Origin of the sequence: Sphingomonas hankyongi, assembly GCF_023516575.1 — a bacterium.
Classification (GTDB): domain Bacteria; phylum Pseudomonadota; class Alphaproteobacteria; order Sphingomonadales; family Sphingomonadaceae; genus Sphingomicrobium; species Sphingomicrobium hankyongi.
In genome coordinates this window covers 405,954-424,772 of sequence record NZ_JAMGBE010000001.1, presented here as the reverse complement: position 1 = coordinate 424,772, position 18,819 = coordinate 405,954, and the positions used below count along the sequence as shown (strand labels likewise).

Genomic DNA, 18,819 nt, shown 5'->3' with positions numbered 1-18,819 from the left:
CTTGATCCGGGTCACTGCAATGCCTGCGGACACCAATCCTTATGGCGGCGTGTTCGGCGGCTGGCTGATGGGGCAAATGGGCCTCGCCTGCGGCTCGTTCGCGTCGCGGCGCACGAACGGCAAAGCGATCCTCGTCGCCGCTGACGCGGTGAAGTTCCCAGGCGCGATGGCGGTCGGGGACGAGCTCAGCGTCTACGTCGATCTTCTCAAGCAAGGGCGGACTTCGCTTCGCCTCAAGGCGGAAGCGGTCGCGCGTGAGCGCGACGGAGAAAAGGAAACGATCGTCGCGGAAGGTGAATTCACCTTCGTCGCACTCGACGACAGCAACAGGCCGCGCGAAATCGCGGCAGAGGAACAGGCAAATGGCTGAAACTTACGACGTGATCGTCCTTGGCTCGGGACCCGGCGGGTACGTCGCCGCGATCAGGGCGGCGCAGCTCGGCCTCAAAACGGCGATCGTCGAACGAGAGAAGCTGGGGGGAATATGCCTCAATTGGGGCTGCATCCCGACCAAGGCGCTCCTGCGCTCCGCCGAGGTCCTCCACCAGATGCAGAACGCCGCCGCCTACGGCCTGTCGGTCGAAAGGGCGGGCTTCGACCTGGCCAAGGTCGTTGCGCGCAGTCGTGCCGTCGCCTCGCAGCTCAACAAGGGCGTCACCGGCCTGATGAAGAAGAACAAGATCGCCGTGCACATGGGCGAGGGCAAGGTGACGGGCAAAGGCAGGCTCAAAGTCACCGCCGCCGATGGGAAGGCGACCGACCTCGCCGCGAAGCACATCATTGTGGCGACGGGCGCTCGAGCGCGCGACCTGCCGTTCGCCAAGGCGGACGGCAAGCGGATCTGGACCTATCGGCATGCAATGACCCCGCCCGAAATGCCGACGGAGCTTCTGGTCATCGGATCGGGCGCCATCGGGATCGAGTTCGCAAGCTTCTATGCCGAGCTCGGCGCGAAGGTCACTGTCGTTGAGATGCTCGACCGCGTCGTGCCGGTAGAGGATGCTGAGATCAGCGACTTCCTTGCAAAACAGCTGAAGAAGCAAGGAATGACAGTCCTGACGAGCGCCGGCGTCGAGAGCCTCAAGGTCGATGCGAAGGGCGTAACCGCGAAGATCAAGGCAAGCGACGGAAAGTCCGCCGATCATCGCTTCAGCCACTGCATCGTTGCGGTCGGCATCGTCCCCAATACCGAGGATATCGGCCTCGAGGCTTTGGGCGTGAAGACGACCAAGGGCCATATCGACACCGACGAGCATTGCCGCACCAATGTCCCCGGCATCTGGGCGATCGGCGACGTCACTGCGCCACCCTGGCTTGCGCACAAGGCGAGCCACGAAGGCGTCACAGCTGCGGAGGCCATCGCCAAGGATCTTGGAAACAAGGACGCGCACCCGCACGCGACCGATCCCAGGAATATCCCCGGCTGCACCTACTGCCGTCCGCAGGTCGCGAGCGTCGGTCTCACCGAAGCCAAGGCCAAGGAGGCGGGTTACGAGGTGAAGGTCGGCAAGTTCCCCTTCATCGGCAACGGCAAGGCGATTGCGCTGGGTGAGACGGAAGGCTTTGTGAAGACCGTCTTCGACGCGAAGACCGGCGAATTATTGGGCGCCCACATGATCGGCGCCGAAGTCACCGAGCTGATCCAGGGCTATACGGTCGGCAAGCAGGCGGAACTGGTCGAGGACGATTTCATCCAGACCGTATTCCCGCATCCGACACTTAGCGAAATGATGCACGAAAGCGTGCTCGCAGCCTTCGGCCGGGTCATTCACATCTGAGGGATGAGTGCCGGGCCGCCCACGCGGCCCGGCACTGAGTTCCGACCGTCCTAGACGAGGTGATATCCCGTATCGGCCCAGGTCGAGTAGTTCGGTGTGATGACGTAGCCGAGGTCACGGAACGAGGCCGCGCTCATCGCGGTGAAGTAATTCTGGCCGTCGTTGATGTAGCCGGTCATCAATTCATTGCCGAAGGTTTCCTCATCCCAGTGCGAGCCGGCGGTGCCCGATCCGCCATCCTGTTCGACCGGAATGAGCCCGGAACCGCCCATCGCGTGATATTCGTTGTTCGCGCTCGTGCCGGTGAACTCGCCGTTGGTCACAAGCCCCAGACGGCCCCAGATCGAGCCGAAACCGAGGCTATGCGCCATTTCATGGAGCACAACCTCGCTGAATACGGTGATGCCCATGTCATTCACATCGACGATGTCGAACTTCATTTGCGCCGTGGCCGGAAGCGAGCCCGTCGTTCTGACCGAGGTTGGGCCAGCTTGACCGAGGACCCCGTACAGCCCGTCAATCTGGCCGAGCTCCGCGGTGATCGTGATGTCGTCCACCGTGGTGATCTTGCCCCTGCTGCGCACGCTGACGTCGGGAATGTCGGCGGTAATCAGGGAAGTCAGCCGGTCGGCGGCGCTGACAAACACGTCATGAAGCGGCTGCGTCCAGCTCGTTCCGATGAAGTCGATCTGGATATCAAAACCCGCTTTGCCGTCGGCCGCGCCGCTGATGTAGGACGGGAAGGAGGTTCCACCGCCACCGCCGCCACCACCACCGCCGCCAGGACCGCCCCTGGCTGCGGCGAAGTCGCTGTGAATTACATGCGTGAGGTCAATTCCGACAATCTTGTCCGTCGAGAACGGGATGTCGGGCCTCATATCCATCCCGCGCCCGTGGCCTCCGCCCAAGGCGGCGTCGTTCAATCGATCTTCACGCATCGCACTCTCCCCTGTTTAGCTGCGTGCGAGCTGCAGCTATTGCCGCCGTCAGCTTAACCGAAAGGGGTGGATGAACAAGCCCTTGTTTCAACGTGATATTCCCACGTTGGCACAGCGCAAATCGTCGCACATTTGACCAATCGCGCCTTCGCAAAGGGAAGCCGGTTGCAGTTCCTGATGCACGCTTTATCTCGGCATCTCGGCGCTCAGGGCGCTCAAATTTTCGCGCTGACTTGCCGAGGGAAGATATGAAGCTTGGTCTTATCGCTGCCGTGGCGTCGTTGATGGCGGGGCCGGTGACCGCCGCCACTGTCGTAACCGCCGACCGATACCTGGACGTGAATAGCGGTCGTTATGTGGAGAACCCGGCCATCTTCATCGACGATGGCGGTCACATCACATCGGTCGGCGATGCGCGCACCGTTCGTTGGGGCGCCGAGGTCAAGCATGTCGATCTTTCCGGTGAGACGCTGCTGCCAGGCCTGATCGACATGCACACGCATCTTGGTCCGGCGAACATCGGGGGGTACCGCTATCTCGAATACACCGACAGCTTTTGGCCGGTCGTAGCGACGAGCACCGCCCGCGACATGCTGAACGGAGGCTTCACGACGATGCGCGTTGTGGGCTCCGGCGATTGGGCCGACGTCGGGCTCAAACAGGCGATCGAGGCCGGATATGTGGTGGGACCGCGTATCGTTCCTGCCGGTCACGCTTTGGGTGCGACGGGCGGCCATTGCGACGATACCTATCTTCCGCCCAGCATGCAGAAGAAGGAGAAAGAGGAAGGTATTGGCGACAGCCCGGAGGAGCTGAAATATCAGGTGCGGCGTCAGCGCAAGTTCGGCGCCGAGGTCATCAAGGTTTGCGCCACCGGCGGCGTCTTCTCACGCGGAGATACTCCGGGTCAGCAGCAGCTGACGGAGGAAGAGCTGCGAGCGATCGCCGACGAGGCGCATATGGCGGGCCTCCGAGTTGCCGCGCACGCCCATGGCGCGGACGGGATCAATGCCGCGATCCGCGCGGGCATCGACACGATCGAGCACGCGAGCCTGCTCAACGACGAAAGCATCAAGCTTGCGAAGGCCCGCGCCCGGCCTGTCTGGTTCTCGATGGATATCAAAAACACGGATTATACGCAGGCCGAGGGGCGCAAGAACGGCGAGCTTGAGGAGAATATCCGAAAGGACGCGGAGATCGGCCAGATCCAGCGCGACAATTTCCGCAAGGCGCATGCCGCGGGCGTTCGCATGATCTTCGGCTCGGACGCCGGTGTGATGCCGCATGCGATGGTACCCCAGCAGTTCCGGGTGATGGTCCAGTACGGGATGACCCCGCTCGAAGCGATCCAGGCGGCGACCCGTAACGCGGCGGAGGCTCTCGGCCGAACCGACGTTGGGACGATAGCCCCGGGAGCTTATGGCGATCTGGTCGCAGTGCGCGGGGACCCGACGCGCGATGTGACGTTGCTCGAGCATGTCGATGCGGTGATCAAGGGCGGGACCGTAGTGAAAGCGCGCAGCCCGCAGCCATGAGCGCGCCTACGGCCAGCACGCGAACCCTCGTCGTTGCGCTGGCGGCGAATCTCGGAATCGCGGCTTCGAAGTTCGTCGCGGCAACAATTACCGGCTCCTCGGCGATGCTGACCGAGGGCGTTCACAGCGTCGTAGATTCAACCAACCAGCTGCTGCTGATGTGGGGTCGGAGGCAGTCCAGGAAGCCACCCGACAAATACCATCCGTTCGGTTACGGGCGGGAGCTCTATTTCTGGAGCTTCGTGGTGGCTGTCCTCGTGTTCGCCCTCGGCGCCGGGGTGTCCATCTACGAAGGCATCATCCACATCGCGCATCCGGAAGAAGCGGTGTCGCCGATCATCGCCTATGGCGTGTTGCTCATCGCGTTTCTGCTGGAAGGCTGGTCCACGCTCGAAGCGTACCGCGAGTTCAAGGAAGCGAAGGGCAGGACCGGCTGGTTCAAGGCAATTCGCCAATCGAAAGATCCGCCCGCCTTCATCGTCCTGCTGGAAAACGGCGCTGCAATGGCTGGAATCATCGCTGCGGCGATCGGCCTCGCCATGGCCCAACTTACCGGCGACCCGTTCTATGACGGTGCCGCTTCCATTGTGATCGGCGTCATCCTCGCGATCACCGCTGCCGTCCTTGCGTACGAGTCCAAGGGCCTGTTGATCGGCGAGGCTGCCGACCCCGCGCTCGTTCGCAGGTTGCGTGAGCTCGTAAGCAGTCAGCCGGGGGTGGTCGGCGTCGGTCATGTGCTGACTCTTCACGCCTCTCCCGATCAGATCACTGTCATGATCAACGTCGATTTCGACAACGACATGCGAGCGGGCGATGTGGAGCGCATCATCCAGGGCGTTGAGACAGAGGCTCGCGACCAATGGCCGGAGGTTAGCCGTGTCTTCGTTCGTCCGATGGAAGGCGCTGCCAAAGAACGGAAGAAGTAGCCGGACCTTTGGCCATATTGCCGTTGTGCGCTGAACGCCCATCTCGACGTTTGTGCCGGATTTCGACCCCGATAAGGTCCGCAAGGACTTCCGTTCGCTCGTCAACATGACCGCCAGTGAGATCGAACGCTGGCTCAAGACGGAAGAGAGCCGCAAGGTGGGCTGGAAGGGCCCTGACGGCAACGCAAGGGAAAGTATAGGTCATGCGAGCGGCCGGCGCATCGCGAGAATCCTGCAAAAGAAGCAGCCTGAGCTTACCGCCGACGATTATGCACATATGCGCAAGGTGGTCGGCTACATCCGACGCCATTCGGCTCAGCGCCCGGATAACCTATATACGTCGCGCTGGCGGTACAGCCTGATGAACTGGGGCCACGACCCCACGAAGGAGGACGAGCGGTGAAGGGCTATCATGACAATATCGAGCGGCAGACGACGGCCAATTCCGACTTCCGGCGTGTCCTTTATACCGGCGGGCATCTTCAGCTGGTGCTGATGAGCCTACCCCCCGGTTGTGACATCGGCGCCGAAGTCCATCAGGACCGCGATCAGTTTTTTCGCTTTGAGGATGGGCACGGTCAGGTCGACATCGACGACAACACCTATGATGTGAGCGACGGCAGCGGAATCATTGTTCCCGCTGGTGCGCGGCACAACGTTCGCAACACGGGAAGCGAGCCACTCAGGTTCTACACAATTTATGGCCCACCCGAGCACGTGGACCAACTGGTCGAGCATACGAGGGACGAAGCGATGGCCACCCACGAGGAATGGGACGGCAAGACTACCGAATAGTTGCCAACCGCGATCGGGCACTGCACGACTGCGCCATGGGAAAATCGATGCATGACGTGTCCGACCCTCGGAACGCGTCGATCCTGATCAACGTCAATGGCGAGCTGAAGCCCCGGGCGGAGGCGGTGGTCTCCGTCTTCGATTCCGGTTTCATGCTCGGCGACGGAGTCTGGGAAGGCCTGCGCGTTCACAAAGGCCGGATAGCCTTCCTGGGCCGCCACCTGGACCGTTTGTTCGAAGGCGCAAAGGCCATCGCCATGGACGTAGGCCTGACACGCGAAGCCGTGACCGAGCGATTGTACCAGACACTCGACGCGAACGGCATGGACGAGGGGGTCCACGTTCGTCTGATGGTGACGCGGGGGGTGCGGTCGACGCCTTATCAGGACCCGCGCGTCGTGGTTACGCCTGCGACCGTCGTCGTGGTGCCGGAATACAAGCAGCCGCCGGAGGGCGTTAACGAGCATGGGCTCAAGCTGTTCACGGTCCATGTCCGCCGCGGCGATCCCGCGGTGCAGGATCAGAAGATCAACTCGCACTCCAAGCTGAACTGCATTCTGGCCTCGATACAGGCGACGCAGGCAGGCGCAGATGAAGCGCTGATGCTGGATCCCCATGGCTTCGTGGCGACCTGCAACTCGACGCACTTCTTCATCGTTCGCAGCGGAGAGGTTTGGACCTCGAGCGGCAAATATTGCCTCGGCGGGATCACGCGCGGGCTGGCGCTGGAGATCGCGCGCGAAGCGGGAATTCCAGCGATCGAGAAGGATTTCTCCTTGACCGATGTCTACGGCGCGGACGAAGCTTTCGTCACTGGAACCTTCGCCGGAATTGTGCCCGTTCGGGAAATCGACGGCCGTGGCCTCACATGCCGCGGTCCAATGGTCGAACGCCTGCAGCAGCTCTACGCCGATCGTGTCGAGCGTGACGTAATGGAGCAGAATCGTCCGTGACCACGCGCATCGCGATGTGGTCCGGCCCCAGGAACCTCTCCACCGCGATGATGCGCAGCTTCGGCAACCGCTCCGATACGTTCGTGTCGGACGAGCCTTTCTACGGCTGCTTCTTGAAAGAGACCGGTGCCGACCATCCGATGCGCGAGGAGGTCATCGCGCAAATGGACTGCGACTGGGCAAGCGTCATGGCGTCGCTGCGAGGAGTGCTCCCGGACGGATCGCCCATCTGGTACCAGAAGCACATGTGGCATCACATGGCGGGGCCGATTGGATATCAGGATTTTGAAGGCTTCACCCATGCGTTCCTGATCCGCGAGCCGGAGCGAATGATCGCATCTTATCTGCGCAAGCGGGAGGTAGCGGAGTTTGAGGATTTCGGCATGGAACGGCAGGCCGAGTTCTTCGAGCGAGAGGCAGATCGTCTCGGTCGCGCGCCGCCGGTCATCGATGCCGCAGACGTGCTTGCCGACCCGCAATCCACATTGTCGAAGCTCTGCGAAGCGCTCGACATAGAGTGGGATGCGCACATGCTATGCTGGGAGCCCGGCCCGCGCGACACGGATGGCCCCTGGGCGCCCCACTGGTATGCGACGGTCGAAGCCAGCACCGGCTTTGGACCGCCGGAGACCGAACCTGTCGAGCTACCCCAGGAGGCGCAACGCCTCGCGGATCGCTGCCGACCCTTTTACGTGCGGCTGGCGGAATATCGCCTCAGGCCCTGATCGATCTCAGCCACCTGATCGATCTCAGCCTACGGTGCGAACACCTTCCTTGGCCCAATCGTGATCGACGTCGACCCCTTGCTCGGCCCACTCGGCGCGGGTCCAGCACTTTACCTCTTCGAGGCGGCTGCCGGTGATCGCTTCGATGTGCATGCAATATTTGGTTTCAGGGGTCCCGGCAGGAGCGGTCATCGCCGGCTCTTGCGATGATGTGGGATCCGTCTGGGTGGCGGCTACTGGGGAAGCGGCGAAGATCGCGCTGAATGCGACGATCAATCCTTTGTGTGCCATCTTATATTCTCCTTGGAATGGCAACGCTGGCATATCGCTCAACGCCGCAGATTTACTGCTAGTTTCGATCGGACGCGATGCGATTTCGACGGAAAGGTGCCGCTTCCTCCCCATCCGGCGGTTGACCGTTAGCAGCCTCTCCCCTATGTGCCCGCCCGTCCGAGCGCACCGCTAGCGCCGGGCAAGAGCTGAACATTGCTCAATCTGCGCGTGGCCAAGCGGCCTGAAGCTGCTTGGGCGTCGCGCTTTTCGTGTTGAGCAAAGTAACCGCCGGGTTTTCCGGCAATGAAAGGTGAAGGGCTTCATGCCAACGATTAACCAGCTGATCCGCAAGGGTCGCGAACCGCAGAAGGCCAAATCGAAGGTCCCTGCGATGGAGCAGAACCCGCAGAAGCGCGGCGTTTGCACCCGTGTTTATACGACGACCCCGAAGAAGCCGAACTCGGCGCTGCGCAAGGTTGCCAAGGTCCGCCTGACCAACCAGCGCGAAGTGATCAGCTACATTCCCGGCGAGGGCCATAACCTCCAGGAGCACAGCGTGGTGCTGATCCGCGGCGGCCGTGTGCGCGACCTTCCGGGCGTTCGCTATCACGTGCTTCGCGGCGTGCTCGACACGCAGGGCGTGAAGGACCGCAAGCAGTCCCGTTCCAAGTACGGCGCCAAGCGTCCGAAATAACCGACAGCAGTAAGCCCCGGACAGGTTCCGGACCGGCTGAAGAGAAAGGAATTATCCAATGGCTCGTCGTCGTCGCCCTGAAAAGCGCGAAATCCTTCCCGATCCGAAGTTCGGGGATATCGTCCTCTCGAAGTTCATGAACAGCGTCATGCTGGACGGCAAGAAGTCCGTCGCTGAAGGCATCGTCTATGGCGCGCTCGACAATGTCGAGACCCGCCTCAAGCGCGAGCCGATCGGCGTGTTTCATGATGCGCTGAACAATGTGAAGCCGGGCATCGAGGTCCGCTCCCGCCGCGTCGGCGGCGCGACCTACCAGGTCCCCGTCGAGGTTCGTCCTGAGCGCGCCCAGGCGCTCGCCATACGCTGGCTGATCTCTGCGGCGCGCGCGCGATCCGAGAAGACCATGTCCGCGCGTTTGTCGGGCGAGCTGATGGATGCCGCGCAGAACCGTGGAAACGCCGTCAAGAAGCGTGAGGACACGCACCGCATGGCCGAGGCGAACCGCGCCTTCAGCCACTACCGCTGGTAATTTTACTACCCATATAGGTGGGGAAGCCGCCGAGGCGCTTCTCCACACATCGAAGGAAGACAAGACAATGGCCCGCAGCCATCCGCTCGAGCGTTACCGCAACATCGGCATCATGGCGCACATCGACGCCGGCAAGACGACGACGACCGAGCGCATCCTTTATTACACCGGCAAGTCCTACAAGATCGGCGAGGTCCACGAGGGCACCGCGACCATGGACTGGATGGAGCAGGAGCAGGAGCGCGGGATCACCATCACGTCGGCCGCGACCACCTGCTTCTGGACGGCGGGTGACGGGCCGGAGCACCGCATCAACATCATCGACACGCCGGGCCACGTCGACTTCACCATCGAAGTCGAGCGCTCGCTGCGCGTGCTCGACGGCGCGGTCGCCTGTTTCGACGGCGTCGCCGGCGTCGAGCCGCAGTCCGAGACCGTGTGGCGCCAGGCGGAGAAGTACAAGGTCCCGCGGATGTGCTTCGTCAACAAGCTCGACCGCACGGGCGCCAACTTCGAAATGTGCGTCGGCATGATCAAGGATCGCCTGGGCGCCCGCCCCGCGGTCCTCTACCTGCCGATCGGCATCGAGAGCGGCTTCAAGGGCCTGGTCGACCTCGTCGAGAACCGCGCGATCATCTGGCTCGACGAGAGCCTGGGCGCGAAGTTCGTGTACGAAGAGATCCCGGCCGACCTTGCCGATGCAGCCGCCGCAGCCCGCCAGGAGCTGATCGAGATGGCCGTCGAGCAGGACGACGATGTCATGGAGGCCTATCTCGAAGGCAATGAGCCCGACACCGCGACCCTGAAGAAGCTGATCCGCAAGGGCACGCTCAACTTCTCGTTCGTGCCGGTTCTGTGCGGCTCGGCCTTCAAGAACAAGGGCGTCCAGCCGCTCCTCGACGCGGTCGTCGACTATCTGCCGAGCCCGCTCGACATTCCACCCGTCGAAGGCATCAACCCGGCGAACGAGGCCGAGGACACCCGCGAGGCGTCCGACAGCGCTCCATTCTCGGCGCTCGCGTTCAAGATCATGAACGATCCGTTCGTCGGCTCGCTCACCTTCGCGCGCATCTACTCGGGCAAGCTCGAGAAGGGCACCGTTGCCAATTCGGTGAAGGACAAGAAGGAAAAGATCGGGCGCATGCTTCTGATGCATGCGAACAATCGTGAGGACATCGACGTGGCCTATGCCGGCGACATCGTCGCGATCGCCGGCCTCAAGGAGACCACGACGGGTGACACCCTGTGCGATCCGAACAAGCCGATCATCCTGGAGCGCATGGAATTCCCGGACCCGGTGATCGAGGTCGCAGTCGAACCGAAGACCAAGGCCGACCAGGAAAAGATGGGCATCGCGCTCAACCGCCTGGCCGCCGAGGATCCGAGCTTTCGCGTCACCACCGACCATGAGTCGGGCCAGACCATCATCAAGGGGATGGGCGAGCTCCACCTCGAGATCCTGGTCGACCGCATGAAGCGCGAGTTCAAGGTCGAGGCCAACGTCGGCGCTCCGCAGGTCGCCTATCGCGAATATCTCGCGAAGCCGATCGAGCTTACCTACACCCACAAGAAGCAGTCGGGCGGCTCCGGCCAGTTCGGCGAAGTGAAGGTGAAGGTGGTTCCCGGCGAGCGCGGCAGCGGCTTCCAGTTCATCGACGAGATCAAGGGCGGCAATATTCCGCGCGAATATATCCCGTCGGTCGAGAAGGGCATGAAGGAAACGGCGGAGACCGGTTCGCTGATCGGCTTCCCGATCGTCGACTTCGAAGTGCACCTGCTCGACGGCAAGTATCACGACGTCGACTCTTCGGCGCTCGCGTTCGAGATCACGGGTCGCGGTGCGATGCGTGAAGCGGCCCAGAAGGCGGGCATCAAGATCCTCGAGCCGATGATGAAGGTGGAGGTCGTGACGCCGGAGGACTATCTCGGCGACGTCATCGGCGACATCAACAGCCGGCGCGGCCAGATCCAGGGCACCGACAGCCGTGGCAACGCGCAGGTCGTTGAGGCAATCGTGCCGCTGGCGAACATGTTCGGCTATGTGAACCAACTGCGTTCCTTCACGCAGGGCCGCGCTCAGTACACGATGCAGTTCTCGCACTATGACGAAGTGCCGCAGAACGTCGCCGACGAGGTGAAGGCGAAGCTGGCGTAACCGTATTTTGTTAGCTATGGGCGCGCTCGCGAACGGGCGGCGCGCCCGATTTCCAGAAGAAGAGGCGTAAAATGGCTAAGGCTAAATTCGAGCGGAATAAGCCGCACTGCAACATCGGCACGATCGGTCACGTCGACCATGGCAAGACGTCGCTGACGGCCGCGATCACGAAGGTGCTTTCGAAGCACGGCGGCGGCGAAGCGGTCGACTTCGCGAACATCGACAAGGCGCCGGAAGAGCGCGAGCGCGGCATCACGATTTCGACCGCGCACGTCGAATATGAGACCGACAAGCGTCACTATGCGCACGTCGATTGCCCGGGCCACGCCGACTATGTGAAGAACATGATCACCGGCGCCGCGCAGATGGACGGCGCGATCCTGGTCGTGTCGGCCGCCGATGGCCCGATGCCCCAGACCAAGGAGCACATCCTGCTCGCGGCGCAGGTCGGCGTTCCGACCATGGTCGTCTTCCTCAACAAGGTCGATCAGGTCGACGATCCCGAGCTTCTCGAGCTGGTCGAGCTGGAAATCCGCGAGGAGCTTTCCAAGCGCGGCTTCGACGGCGACAACATTCCGATCGTCTCCGGTTCGGCTCTCGCGGTTCTCGAGGATCGCGACGCCAACATCGGCGAAGAGAAGATCATGGAGCTGATGAAGGCGGTCGACGACTGGATTCCGCAGCCCGAGCGTCCGCTCGACAAGCCGTTCCTGATGCCGATCGAGGACGTGTTCTCGATCTCCGGCCGCGGCACCGTCGTGACTGGCCGCGTCGAGACCGGCGTCGTGAAGGTTGGCGAGGAAGTCGAAATCGTCGGCATCCGCGACACCCAGAAGACCGTCGTCACCGGCGTCGAGATGTTCCGCAAGCTGCTCGACCAGGGCCAGGCAGGCGACAACATCGGCGCGCTTCTTCGCGGCATCGGCCGTGAGGATGTCGAGCGCGGTCAGGTCCTGTGCAAGCCGGGCTCGATCACGCCGCACACCGACTTCCAGGCGGAAGTTTACGTCCTGTCGAAGGACGAGGGCGGCCGTCACACGCCGTTCTTCGCGAACTACCGTCCGCAGTTCTACTTCCGCACGACCGACGTGACGGGCGAAGTGCAGCTGCCGGAAGGCACCGAGATGGTCATGCCGGGCGACAACGTCAGCCTGGGCGTGAAGCTGATCGCTCCGATCGCCATGGACCCGGGTCTGCGCTTCGCGATCCGTGAAGGTGGCCGCACCGTCGGTGCAGGCGTCGTCGGCACGATCTCCAAGTAAGTCTCGCGCCTGAGGGCGCTAGATCATGAAGGGCCCGGTGCTTCTGTCGAAGCGCCGGGCCTTTTCTTTAGGGCATTTCCCGACCTGAGAACGGCGACGCTACGTCCGCTTTCGACCCAAAGCGGACACTAGCAGACCGCGGCGGCGCTCATTTACCATCATCATGATAAATGATAATTTAACAGCATCCGTTAGAGTCGGGGAGCAAATCCATGGGCACGTACCAGGGTAACGATCGCCGTGACGACATTATCAACGGGAGCCGCAAAGCGGACTACATCAACGGCAAGGGCGGGAACGATAAGCTTTACGGTCATGATGGCAACGACAGCATCTATGGCGGCAACGGAAATGACCTGCTCGACGGTGGCAATGGCGATGATCGCCTCCTTGGCGAATCAGGTAATGACACACTTTCAGGCGGCGCGGGGGTTGACCTCCTGAACGGAGGGGTAGGCAACGACATTCTCGACGGCGGTGCTGATGGCGATTCAATCCATGGTTATCTGGGTGCCGATCTATTATCGGGCGGAGCCGGCGCCGATTTCTTCGCATACATAAGTCCGGACGACTCCAATTCGATCGGAGGCATAGACACCATCAGGGACTTCAATCCTGCCGAGGATCTACTCGAATTTGGAGGCGATCTCGCTTGGATTGACGCGAACACGAGTGCGTCGGGTCTTCAGCGCTGGGAGTATGTCGGGGAAACTCGGCTCGCGAGCGAATTGTCGGACGGCAACGGCCAAGCGACTCTCGCTTATTCCAACGGCGTGACGACGCTAACGCTCTACCGCTATGGCAGCAGTGATGCGTACATGACTCTGCAATTCGAAGGGCAATACCAACCGGGTGAGATAACCGGCATCGTCAATGGCCTGCCGGTGACGCCGTATGAGTTCATCGTCTGGTAAGGCGTCTGCCTAGCCAATCGATGCGACTCGCCCTTTCCGTCCCAGATCCTGCTAGCCGCAAATGTCTGCTTTCCACCCAAAGGTGACATTTGCCGCGCGAACTTGGCGCACAGGGGTTGATCTGACCGGCCGTCCTCTGTAGAGGCGCCTCCACCGACGGGGATTCGTCACCGTCACCAATATTCAAGCTGAGGTCGTCCGTTCCGGGAAACCGGATCAAACGGGTGCGGCCTCTTGTATTTTGGACCGGCAACGGTCCGTGGCTCTTTCGCATCGGTAGGGACATGGAAACGCAGAATATCCGTATTCGCCTGAAGGCGTTCGATCATCGAGTGCTCGACCAGGCCACTGGCGACATCGCCGACACGGCGCGCCGTACGGGTGCTCTCATCCGCGGTCCCATTCCCCTGCCGACGCGTATCGAGAAGTTCACCGTCAACCGCTCGCCTCACGTCGACAAGAAGTCGCGCGAGCAGTTCGAGGTCCGGACTTACAAGCGGCTGCTCGATATCGTGCAGCCCACGCCGCAGACGGTCGATGCGCTGATGAAGCTCGATCTCGCCGCCGGCGTCGATGTGGAGATCAAGCTGGCTTGACGCCAGTGCGTCCCTGCGAAGGCAGGGACCCAGTACTGGGCTCCTGCCTTCGCGGGAGCACAGCGAGGATACCGCCGGAGACTAGCTCCGGGCTGCGTCCCCGCCGCTCCTTTCAAGGGAGCACTAGCCCAGGCGGGGCACGCAAACATTTTGACGGGCTGCACGCACCCGGATGGGCCGGGTGCCTCTGTGGAGGAGTTTGATCATGCGCACTGGCGTGATCGCGAAGAAGGTCGGCATGACCCGCCTGTTCCAGGCGGATGGCCGGCACGTTCCAGTTACCGTTCTGCAGCTCGACGAGCTGCAGGTTGTCGCGCGTCGCGAGAGCGATCGTGACGGCTACACTGCCGTTGCGCTCGGCGCCGGCAAGGCCAAGGCCAAGAACGTCAACAAGCCGCAGCGCTCCGCGTTCGGCAAGGCTTCGGTCGAGCCGAAGGCAAAGGTCGTCGAGTTCCGCGTCGCTGACGACGCGCTGCTGGACGTCGGCGCGCAGATCAGCGCGGACCATTTCGTCGCTGGCCAGTTCGTCGACGTTGCCGGCGTGACGCAGGGCAAGGGCTTCGCGGGCGCCATGAAGCGCTGGGGCTTCGGCGGTCTCCGCGCGACCCACGGCGTCTCCGTTTCGCACCGCTCGCACGGTTCGACGGGCAACCGCCAGGATCCGGGCCGCGTCTTCAAGAACAAGAAGATGGCCGGCCACATGGGCGCCCGGAACCGCACGCAGCAGAACCTCGAGGTCGTGCGCACCGATCCGATCCGCGGCCTGCTGTTCATCAAGGGCTCGGTTCCCGGCCACAAGGGCAGCTGGCTGACCGTCACCGACGCGATCAAGCTGCCGCGCAATGAGACCGCGCCATATCCGGCCGGTATCCTTGACACCAAGAAGCTCGACGAGATCGAAGTGCCGGAGGCCGGCCTGGTCGACGATGCGGCGGTACATGAGATTCCGGCGCTGCCGAGCGACGAAGAAGTGGCGGCGATCGCGGCCGAGCAGGAAGCTGGCGCTGCCGCCGAGGCGGAAGCCCAAGCTGCCGCAGAGGCCGGAGCAGCCGACGAGGCCCAGACTGCAGAAAATGAAAAAGCCCAAGCGGCTGAGGACAGCGCAAAGCCTGCCTCTGACGCCGACGAAGGCAAGGAAGGCAAGCGATGAAGGTCAAAGTACAGACCCTCGACGCCGGCAAGGGCGGTGACATCGAGCTCAACGACGAGATCTTCGCCGTCGAGCCGCGAGCCGACATCCTGCACCGCGTCGTAACCTGGCAGCTGGTCAACCGCCGCGCTCCGGCGCGCGCTGCCCGCGAGCGCAGCGATGTTGCACGCACGGGCAAGAAGTTCGGTCGCCAGAAGGGCGGCGGAACGGCTCGCCACGGCGATCGCAAGGCTCCGATCTTCATCGGCGGCGGCAAGGCGCACGGCCCGCGTGCCCGCGTCTTCACGTCGAGCCTCAACAAGAAGGTTCGGCAGCTCGGTCTCAAGATGGCGCTGTCCGCGAAGGCCCGCGACGGCCAGCTGATCGTTATCGACAATCTCGACGTCGCCGAGGGCAAGACCAAGACGCTGAAGCAGCAGCTTGGAAAGCTCGGTTTCGGCAAGACCGCGCTGGTGATCGACGGCGATGCGCTGAACGTCGGTTTCGCGCGCGCTTCCTCGAACCTCGAGAGCGTCAACCTGCTGCCGGCGATCGGAGCCAATGTGTACGACATCATGCGCCACGAGACGCTGGTCCTGACCCGCGCCGCGGTCGAGAAGCTGGAGGACCGCTTCAATGGCTAAGAAGCAGCAGGCGGCGGCAGACGCGCGCCACTACGACATCGTGCTCGCGCCGCACATCACCGAGAAGTCGACGATGCTGTCGGAGACGAACTCGGTCGTGTTCAAGGTCGCGCCGCGCGCCACCAAGCCCGAGATCAAGGCGGCCGTTGAGGCGCTGTTCGGAGTCACGGTGACGGGCGTCAACACGATCGTCAGCAAGGGCAAGACCAAGCGCTGGAAGGGCAGGCCCTATCAGCGTTCGGACGTGAAGAAGGCGATCGTCACCCTCGCCGAGGGCCAGTCGATCGACATTACGGAAGGGGTGCGGGCGTAATGGCACTCAAGCAATATAAGCCGACCTCTCCGGCCCGCCGCGGCCTGATCCTGGTCGACAAGTCCGCGCTGTGGAAGGGCAAGCCCGTCAAGGCGCTGACCGAAGGCAAGCGCAAGACCGGCGGCCGCAACAACAAGGGCCACGTGACCTCGCGCGGGATCGCGGGCGGTCACAAGCAGAAGTACCGCTACATCGACTTCAAGCGCCGTACCTGGGACGTCGCCGCGACCGTCGAACGGCTCGAGTATGATCCGAACCGTTCGGCCTTCATCGCGCTCATCACCTATGAGGGTGGCGAGCAGGCATACATCATCGCTCCGCAGCGTCTCGCTCAGGGCGACAAGGTGATCGCCGGCAAGAAGGTCGACGTGAAGCCCGGCAATGCGATGGAGATCGGCCAGATGCCGGTCGGCACCATCGTCCACAATGTCGAGCTGAAGCCCGGCAAGGGCGGCCAGATTGCGCGTGCCGCAGGCACCTACGTCCAGGTCGTCGGCCGCGATCGCGGGATGGTCATCGTCAGGCTCAATTCAGGCGAGCAGCGCTATGTGCGCTCCGACTGCATGGCGACGGTTGGCGCCGTGTCGAACCCGGACAATGCGAACCAGACCTTTGCCAAGGCCGGCCGCACGCGCTGGCTGGGCAAGCGTCCGCTGACCCGCGGCGTCGCCAAGAACCCGGTCGACCACCCGCACGGCGGTGGCGAAGGCCGGACTTCGGGCGGCCGTCATCCGGTTACCCCCTGGGGCAAGCCGACCAAGGGTGCTCGTACCCGTCACAACAAGGCGACCGACAAGTTCATCATTCGGTCGCGTCACGCGAAGAAGAAGGGTTAATCCATGGCCCGTTCCGTCTGGAAAGGTCCGTTCGTCGAGCTTTCGCTTCTGAAGAAGGCGGAAGCTGCGCAGGACAAGGGTGGCCGAGCGCCGATCAAGACCTGGTCGCGCCGCTCGACGATCCTGCCGCAGTTCGTCGGCCTCACCTTCAATGTCTACAACGGCCGCAAGTTCGTGCCGGTGTCGGTCAATGAAGAGATGGTCGGCATGAAGCTCGGCGAGTTCGCACCGACGCGCACGTTCCACGGCCATGCCGCTGACAAGAAGGGCAAGCGCTGATGAGCAAGCCAGTTGCACCCCGCAAGGTGGCCGAGAAGGAAGCGCTCGCGATCGGCAACACGATCCGCGGCTCCGCGCGCAAGCTCAATCTCGTCGCCCAGATGATCCGCGGCAAGAAGGTCGAGCAGGCTTTGAACATCCTGAAGTTCAGCCCCAAGGGCATGAGCGAGGATGTCTACAAGGTCCTGGCCTCCGCCGTCGCGAATGCCGAGAACAACCACAATCTCGACGTCGACGCTCTGGTCGTCGCCGAGGCAAGCGTCGGCAAGTCGATCTCGATGAAGCGCTTCGCGACCCGCGCGCGCGGCCGTTCGTCGCGCATCGTCAAGCCGTTCAGCCGCATCCGCGTCGTCGTGCGCGAGCAGGAAGAAGCGTAATGGGTCAGAAAACGTCTCCTGTCGGGCTTCGCCTGCAGATCAACCGCACCTGGGACAGCCGCTGGTTCGCCGAAGGCGACGATTACGGCCGGCTGCTCCTCGAGGACCTCAAGATCCGCCGCTACATTGTCGAGAAGCTGCCGCAGGCGGCGATCTCGAAGGTGGTTATCGAGCGTCCCGCGAAGATCTGCCGCATCAGCATCTATGCTGCTCGTCCCGGCGTCATCATTGGCAAGAAGGGCGCGGACATCGAGAAGCTGAAGCGCGAGCTTCAGAAGATGACCGGCTCCGAGGTCAGCCTCAACATCGTCGAGATCCGCAAGCCGGAGATCGACGCCAAGCTCGTCGCGCAGGGCGTCGCCGACCAGCTCGAGCGCCGTATCGCGTTCCGCCGCGCCATGAAGCGCGCCGTGCAGTCCGCGCTGCGCCTTGGCGCCGAGGGCATTCGTATCACCTGCGCGGGCCGTCTGGGCGGAGCGGAGATCGCGCGGACCGAATGGTACCGCGAGGGCCGCGTTCCGCTGCACACGCTGCGCGGCAACGTCGATTACGCCGAGGCCGAAGCGCATACCGCTTACGGTGTCTGCGGCGTGAAGGTGTGGGTCTTCAAGGGCGAGATTCTCGGCCACGACCCGCTCGCGCAGGACCGGCTGATGATGGAGGCTCAAACCTCCGGCGTCCGTCCGGCGCGCGAAGAGCGTGGCAACCGGTAAGCGCGAAGGAAAGTAAGAGATGCTGCAACCCAAGCGCACCAAGTTCCGCAAGGCCTTCAAGGGCCGCATCCATGGCAATGCCAAGGGCGGGACCGAGCTCAACTTCGGCGCTTTCGGCCTGAAGGCCATGGAGCCGGAGCGGATCACTGCCCGCCAGATCGAGGCGGCTCGCCGCGCGATCACGCGTCACATCCGCCGCCAGGGCCGGTTGTGGATCCGCATCTTCCCGGACGTGCCAGTGTCGTCGAAGCCTGCCGAAGTCCGCATGGGCTCGGGCAAGGGCTCGCCGGAATTCTGGGTCGCCCGAGTGAAGCCTGGCCGGATCCTGTTCGAGCTCGACGGCGTCCCCGGCGCGATCGCCAAGACGGCCTTCGAGCGCGCGGCGGAAAAGCTGCCGATCAAGACCAAGGTCGTCGCCCGCCTGGGCGAGAGCCTGATGGAAGAGGAAAAGTAAG

At 62.9% G+C, this 18,819-nt stretch carries 23 protein-coding genes and 1 pseudogene; 22 read left to right on the top strand and 2 right to left on the bottom strand.

What is annotated here, in order from left to right; all coding sequences use genetic code 11:
* The first annotated feature begins 1 nt into the window (after position 1).
* Positions 2 to 370 (top strand): acyl-CoA thioesterase, encoded by a 369-nt coding sequence (locus LZ538_RS02245; protein WP_347402730.1) that lies wholly within the window; start codon positions 2 to 4, stop codon positions 368 to 370.
* Positions 363 to 1,778 carry a dihydrolipoyl dehydrogenase gene (gene lpdA / locus LZ538_RS02240; protein WP_249830368.1) on the top strand — a complete coding sequence of 472 codons (1,416 nt, stop codon included), beginning with the start codon at positions 363 to 365 and terminating at the stop codon, positions 1,776 to 1,778. The genes LZ538_RS02245 and lpdA overlap by 8 nt, the downstream gene beginning before the upstream one ends.
* Before the next feature lie 50 nt (positions 1,779 to 1,828).
* On the opposite strand, the gene LZ538_RS02235 is transcribed toward lpdA, so the two are convergent.
* Positions 1,829 to 2,716, bottom strand: a complete 888-nt coding sequence (locus tag LZ538_RS02235) for a leishmanolysin (RefSeq protein ID WP_249830367.1) — start codon at positions 2,714 to 2,716, stop codon at positions 1,829 to 1,831.
* A 248-nt stretch (positions 2,717 to 2,964) separates the two neighbouring features.
* Here LZ538_RS02235 and LZ538_RS02230 point away from each other — a divergent pair, with 248 nt between their 5' ends.
* From LZ538_RS02230 to LZ538_RS02205, 6 genes are read left to right on the top strand one after another with little or no spacing between them, the layout of a single operon-like run.
* Positions 2,965 to 4,251: a Xaa-Pro dipeptidase gene (locus tag LZ538_RS02230; RefSeq protein WP_249830366.1), complete on the top strand. Its 1,287-nt coding sequence runs from the start codon at positions 2,965 to 2,967 to the stop codon at positions 4,249 to 4,251.
* Positions 4,248 to 5,177, top strand: coding sequence for a cation diffusion facilitator family transporter (locus LZ538_RS02225; RefSeq protein WP_249830365.1), 930 nt, complete (start codon positions 4,248 to 4,250; stop codon positions 5,175 to 5,177). The genes LZ538_RS02230 and LZ538_RS02225 overlap by 4 nt, the downstream gene beginning before the upstream one ends.
* A 52-nt stretch (positions 5,178 to 5,229) precedes the next feature.
* Positions 5,230 to 5,580, top strand: a complete 351-nt coding sequence (locus LZ538_RS02220; protein ID WP_249830364.1) for a DUF3140 domain-containing protein — start codon at positions 5,230 to 5,232, stop codon at positions 5,578 to 5,580.
* Positions 5,577 to 5,972: a cupin domain-containing protein gene (locus LZ538_RS02215; RefSeq protein WP_249830363.1), complete on the top strand. Its 396-nt coding sequence runs from the start codon at positions 5,577 to 5,579 to the stop codon at positions 5,970 to 5,972. The genes LZ538_RS02220 and LZ538_RS02215 overlap by 4 nt, the downstream gene beginning before the upstream one ends.
* A 47-nt stretch (positions 5,973 to 6,019) precedes the next feature.
* Entirely contained in the window at positions 6,020 to 6,925 is a 906-nt protein-coding gene (locus tag LZ538_RS02210) for an aminotransferase class IV (RefSeq protein WP_249830362.1), read from the top strand.
* Positions 6,922 to 7,650, top strand: a complete 729-nt coding sequence (locus LZ538_RS02205; protein WP_249830361.1) for a sulfotransferase-like domain-containing protein — start codon at positions 6,922 to 6,924, stop codon at positions 7,648 to 7,650. Before LZ538_RS02210 ends, LZ538_RS02205 begins: the two co-directional genes overlap by 4 nt.
* Before the next feature lie 24 nt (positions 7,651 to 7,674).
* Here the strand turns inward: LZ538_RS02205 and LZ538_RS02200 are convergent, their stop codons facing one another.
* Positions 7,675 to 7,941, bottom strand: coding sequence for a hypothetical protein (locus LZ538_RS02200; protein ID WP_249830360.1), 267 nt, complete (start codon positions 7,939 to 7,941; stop codon positions 7,675 to 7,677).
* A 304-nt stretch (positions 7,942 to 8,245) separates the two neighbouring features.
* Here LZ538_RS02200 and rpsL point away from each other — a divergent pair, with 304 nt between their 5' ends.
* The 14 genes and pseudogenes from rpsL to rplP all read left to right on the top strand — a co-directional run bounded on the left by rpsL (position 8,246) and on the right by rplP (position 18,818).
* The gene (gene rpsL / locus LZ538_RS02195) at positions 8,246 to 8,617 is read left to right on the top strand and encodes a 30S ribosomal protein S12 (protein ID WP_147044308.1); all 372 of its coding nucleotides are present in this window, start codon (positions 8,246 to 8,248) and stop codon (positions 8,615 to 8,617) included.
* A 58-nt stretch (positions 8,618 to 8,675) separates the two neighbouring features.
* Positions 8,676 to 9,146 (top strand): 30S ribosomal protein S7, encoded by a 471-nt coding sequence (rpsG, locus tag LZ538_RS02190; RefSeq protein WP_249830359.1) that lies wholly within the window; start codon positions 8,676 to 8,678, stop codon positions 9,144 to 9,146.
* Between the two features lie 67 nt (positions 9,147 to 9,213).
* A complete protein-coding gene (gene fusA / locus LZ538_RS02185) occupies positions 9,214 to 11,301 on the top strand; it encodes an elongation factor G (protein ID WP_249830358.1) in 2,088 nt (695 codons plus the stop codon).
* Positions 11,302 to 11,372: 71 nt separating this feature from the next.
* Positions 11,373 to 12,563: an elongation factor Tu gene (gene tuf, locus LZ538_RS02180; RefSeq protein ID WP_249830357.1), complete on the top strand. Its 1,191-nt coding sequence runs from the start codon at positions 11,373 to 11,375 to the stop codon at positions 12,561 to 12,563.
* Positions 12,564 to 12,775: 212 nt separating this feature from the next.
* On the top strand, positions 12,776 to 13,477 hold the full coding sequence (locus LZ538_RS02175) for a calcium-binding protein (protein WP_249830356.1): 702 nt from the start codon (positions 12,776 to 12,778) through the stop codon (positions 13,475 to 13,477).
* A gap of 284 nt (positions 13,478 to 13,761) precedes the next feature.
* A complete protein-coding gene (gene rpsJ / locus LZ538_RS02170; RefSeq protein ID WP_028969184.1) occupies positions 13,762 to 14,073 on the top strand; it encodes a 30S ribosomal protein S10 in 312 nt (103 codons plus the stop codon).
* Between the two features lie 205 nt (positions 14,074 to 14,278).
* A pseudogene (gene rplC / locus LZ538_RS02165) lies at positions 14,279 to 14,944 on the top strand (50S ribosomal protein L3); the annotation flags it as partial.
* Between the two features lie 275 nt (positions 14,945 to 15,219).
* Positions 15,220 to 15,846 carry a 50S ribosomal protein L4 gene (rplD, locus tag LZ538_RS02160; protein WP_249830355.1) on the top strand — a complete coding sequence of 209 codons (627 nt, stop codon included), beginning with the start codon at positions 15,220 to 15,222 and terminating at the stop codon, positions 15,844 to 15,846.
* Complete coding sequence (locus LZ538_RS02155) at positions 15,839 to 16,159, top strand: 50S ribosomal protein L23 (RefSeq protein WP_249830354.1); 321 nt, start codon at positions 15,839 to 15,841, stop codon at positions 16,157 to 16,159. The genes rplD and LZ538_RS02155 overlap by 8 nt, the downstream gene beginning before the upstream one ends.
* Positions 16,159 to 16,995, top strand: coding sequence for a 50S ribosomal protein L2 (gene rplB / locus LZ538_RS02150; protein WP_249830353.1), 837 nt, complete (start codon positions 16,159 to 16,161; stop codon positions 16,993 to 16,995). The genes LZ538_RS02155 and rplB overlap by 1 nt, the downstream gene beginning before the upstream one ends.
* Before the next feature lie 3 nt (positions 16,996 to 16,998).
* Positions 16,999 to 17,274: a 30S ribosomal protein S19 gene (gene rpsS, locus LZ538_RS02145; protein ID WP_249830352.1), complete on the top strand. Its 276-nt coding sequence runs from the start codon at positions 16,999 to 17,001 to the stop codon at positions 17,272 to 17,274.
* A complete protein-coding gene (rplV, locus tag LZ538_RS02140; RefSeq protein ID WP_249830351.1) occupies positions 17,274 to 17,651 on the top strand; it encodes a 50S ribosomal protein L22 in 378 nt (125 codons plus the stop codon). Before rpsS ends, rplV begins: the two co-directional genes overlap by 1 nt.
* The gene (gene rpsC, locus LZ538_RS02135) at positions 17,651 to 18,364 is read left to right on the top strand and encodes a 30S ribosomal protein S3 (RefSeq protein WP_249830350.1); all 714 of its coding nucleotides are present in this window, start codon (positions 17,651 to 17,653) and stop codon (positions 18,362 to 18,364) included. Before rplV ends, rpsC begins: the two co-directional genes overlap by 1 nt.
* Positions 18,365 to 18,383: 19 nt before the next feature.
* Positions 18,384 to 18,818: a 50S ribosomal protein L16 gene (rplP, locus tag LZ538_RS02130; protein ID WP_249830349.1), complete on the top strand. Its 435-nt coding sequence runs from the start codon at positions 18,384 to 18,386 to the stop codon at positions 18,816 to 18,818.
* Position 18,819: the final 1 nt, after the last annotated feature.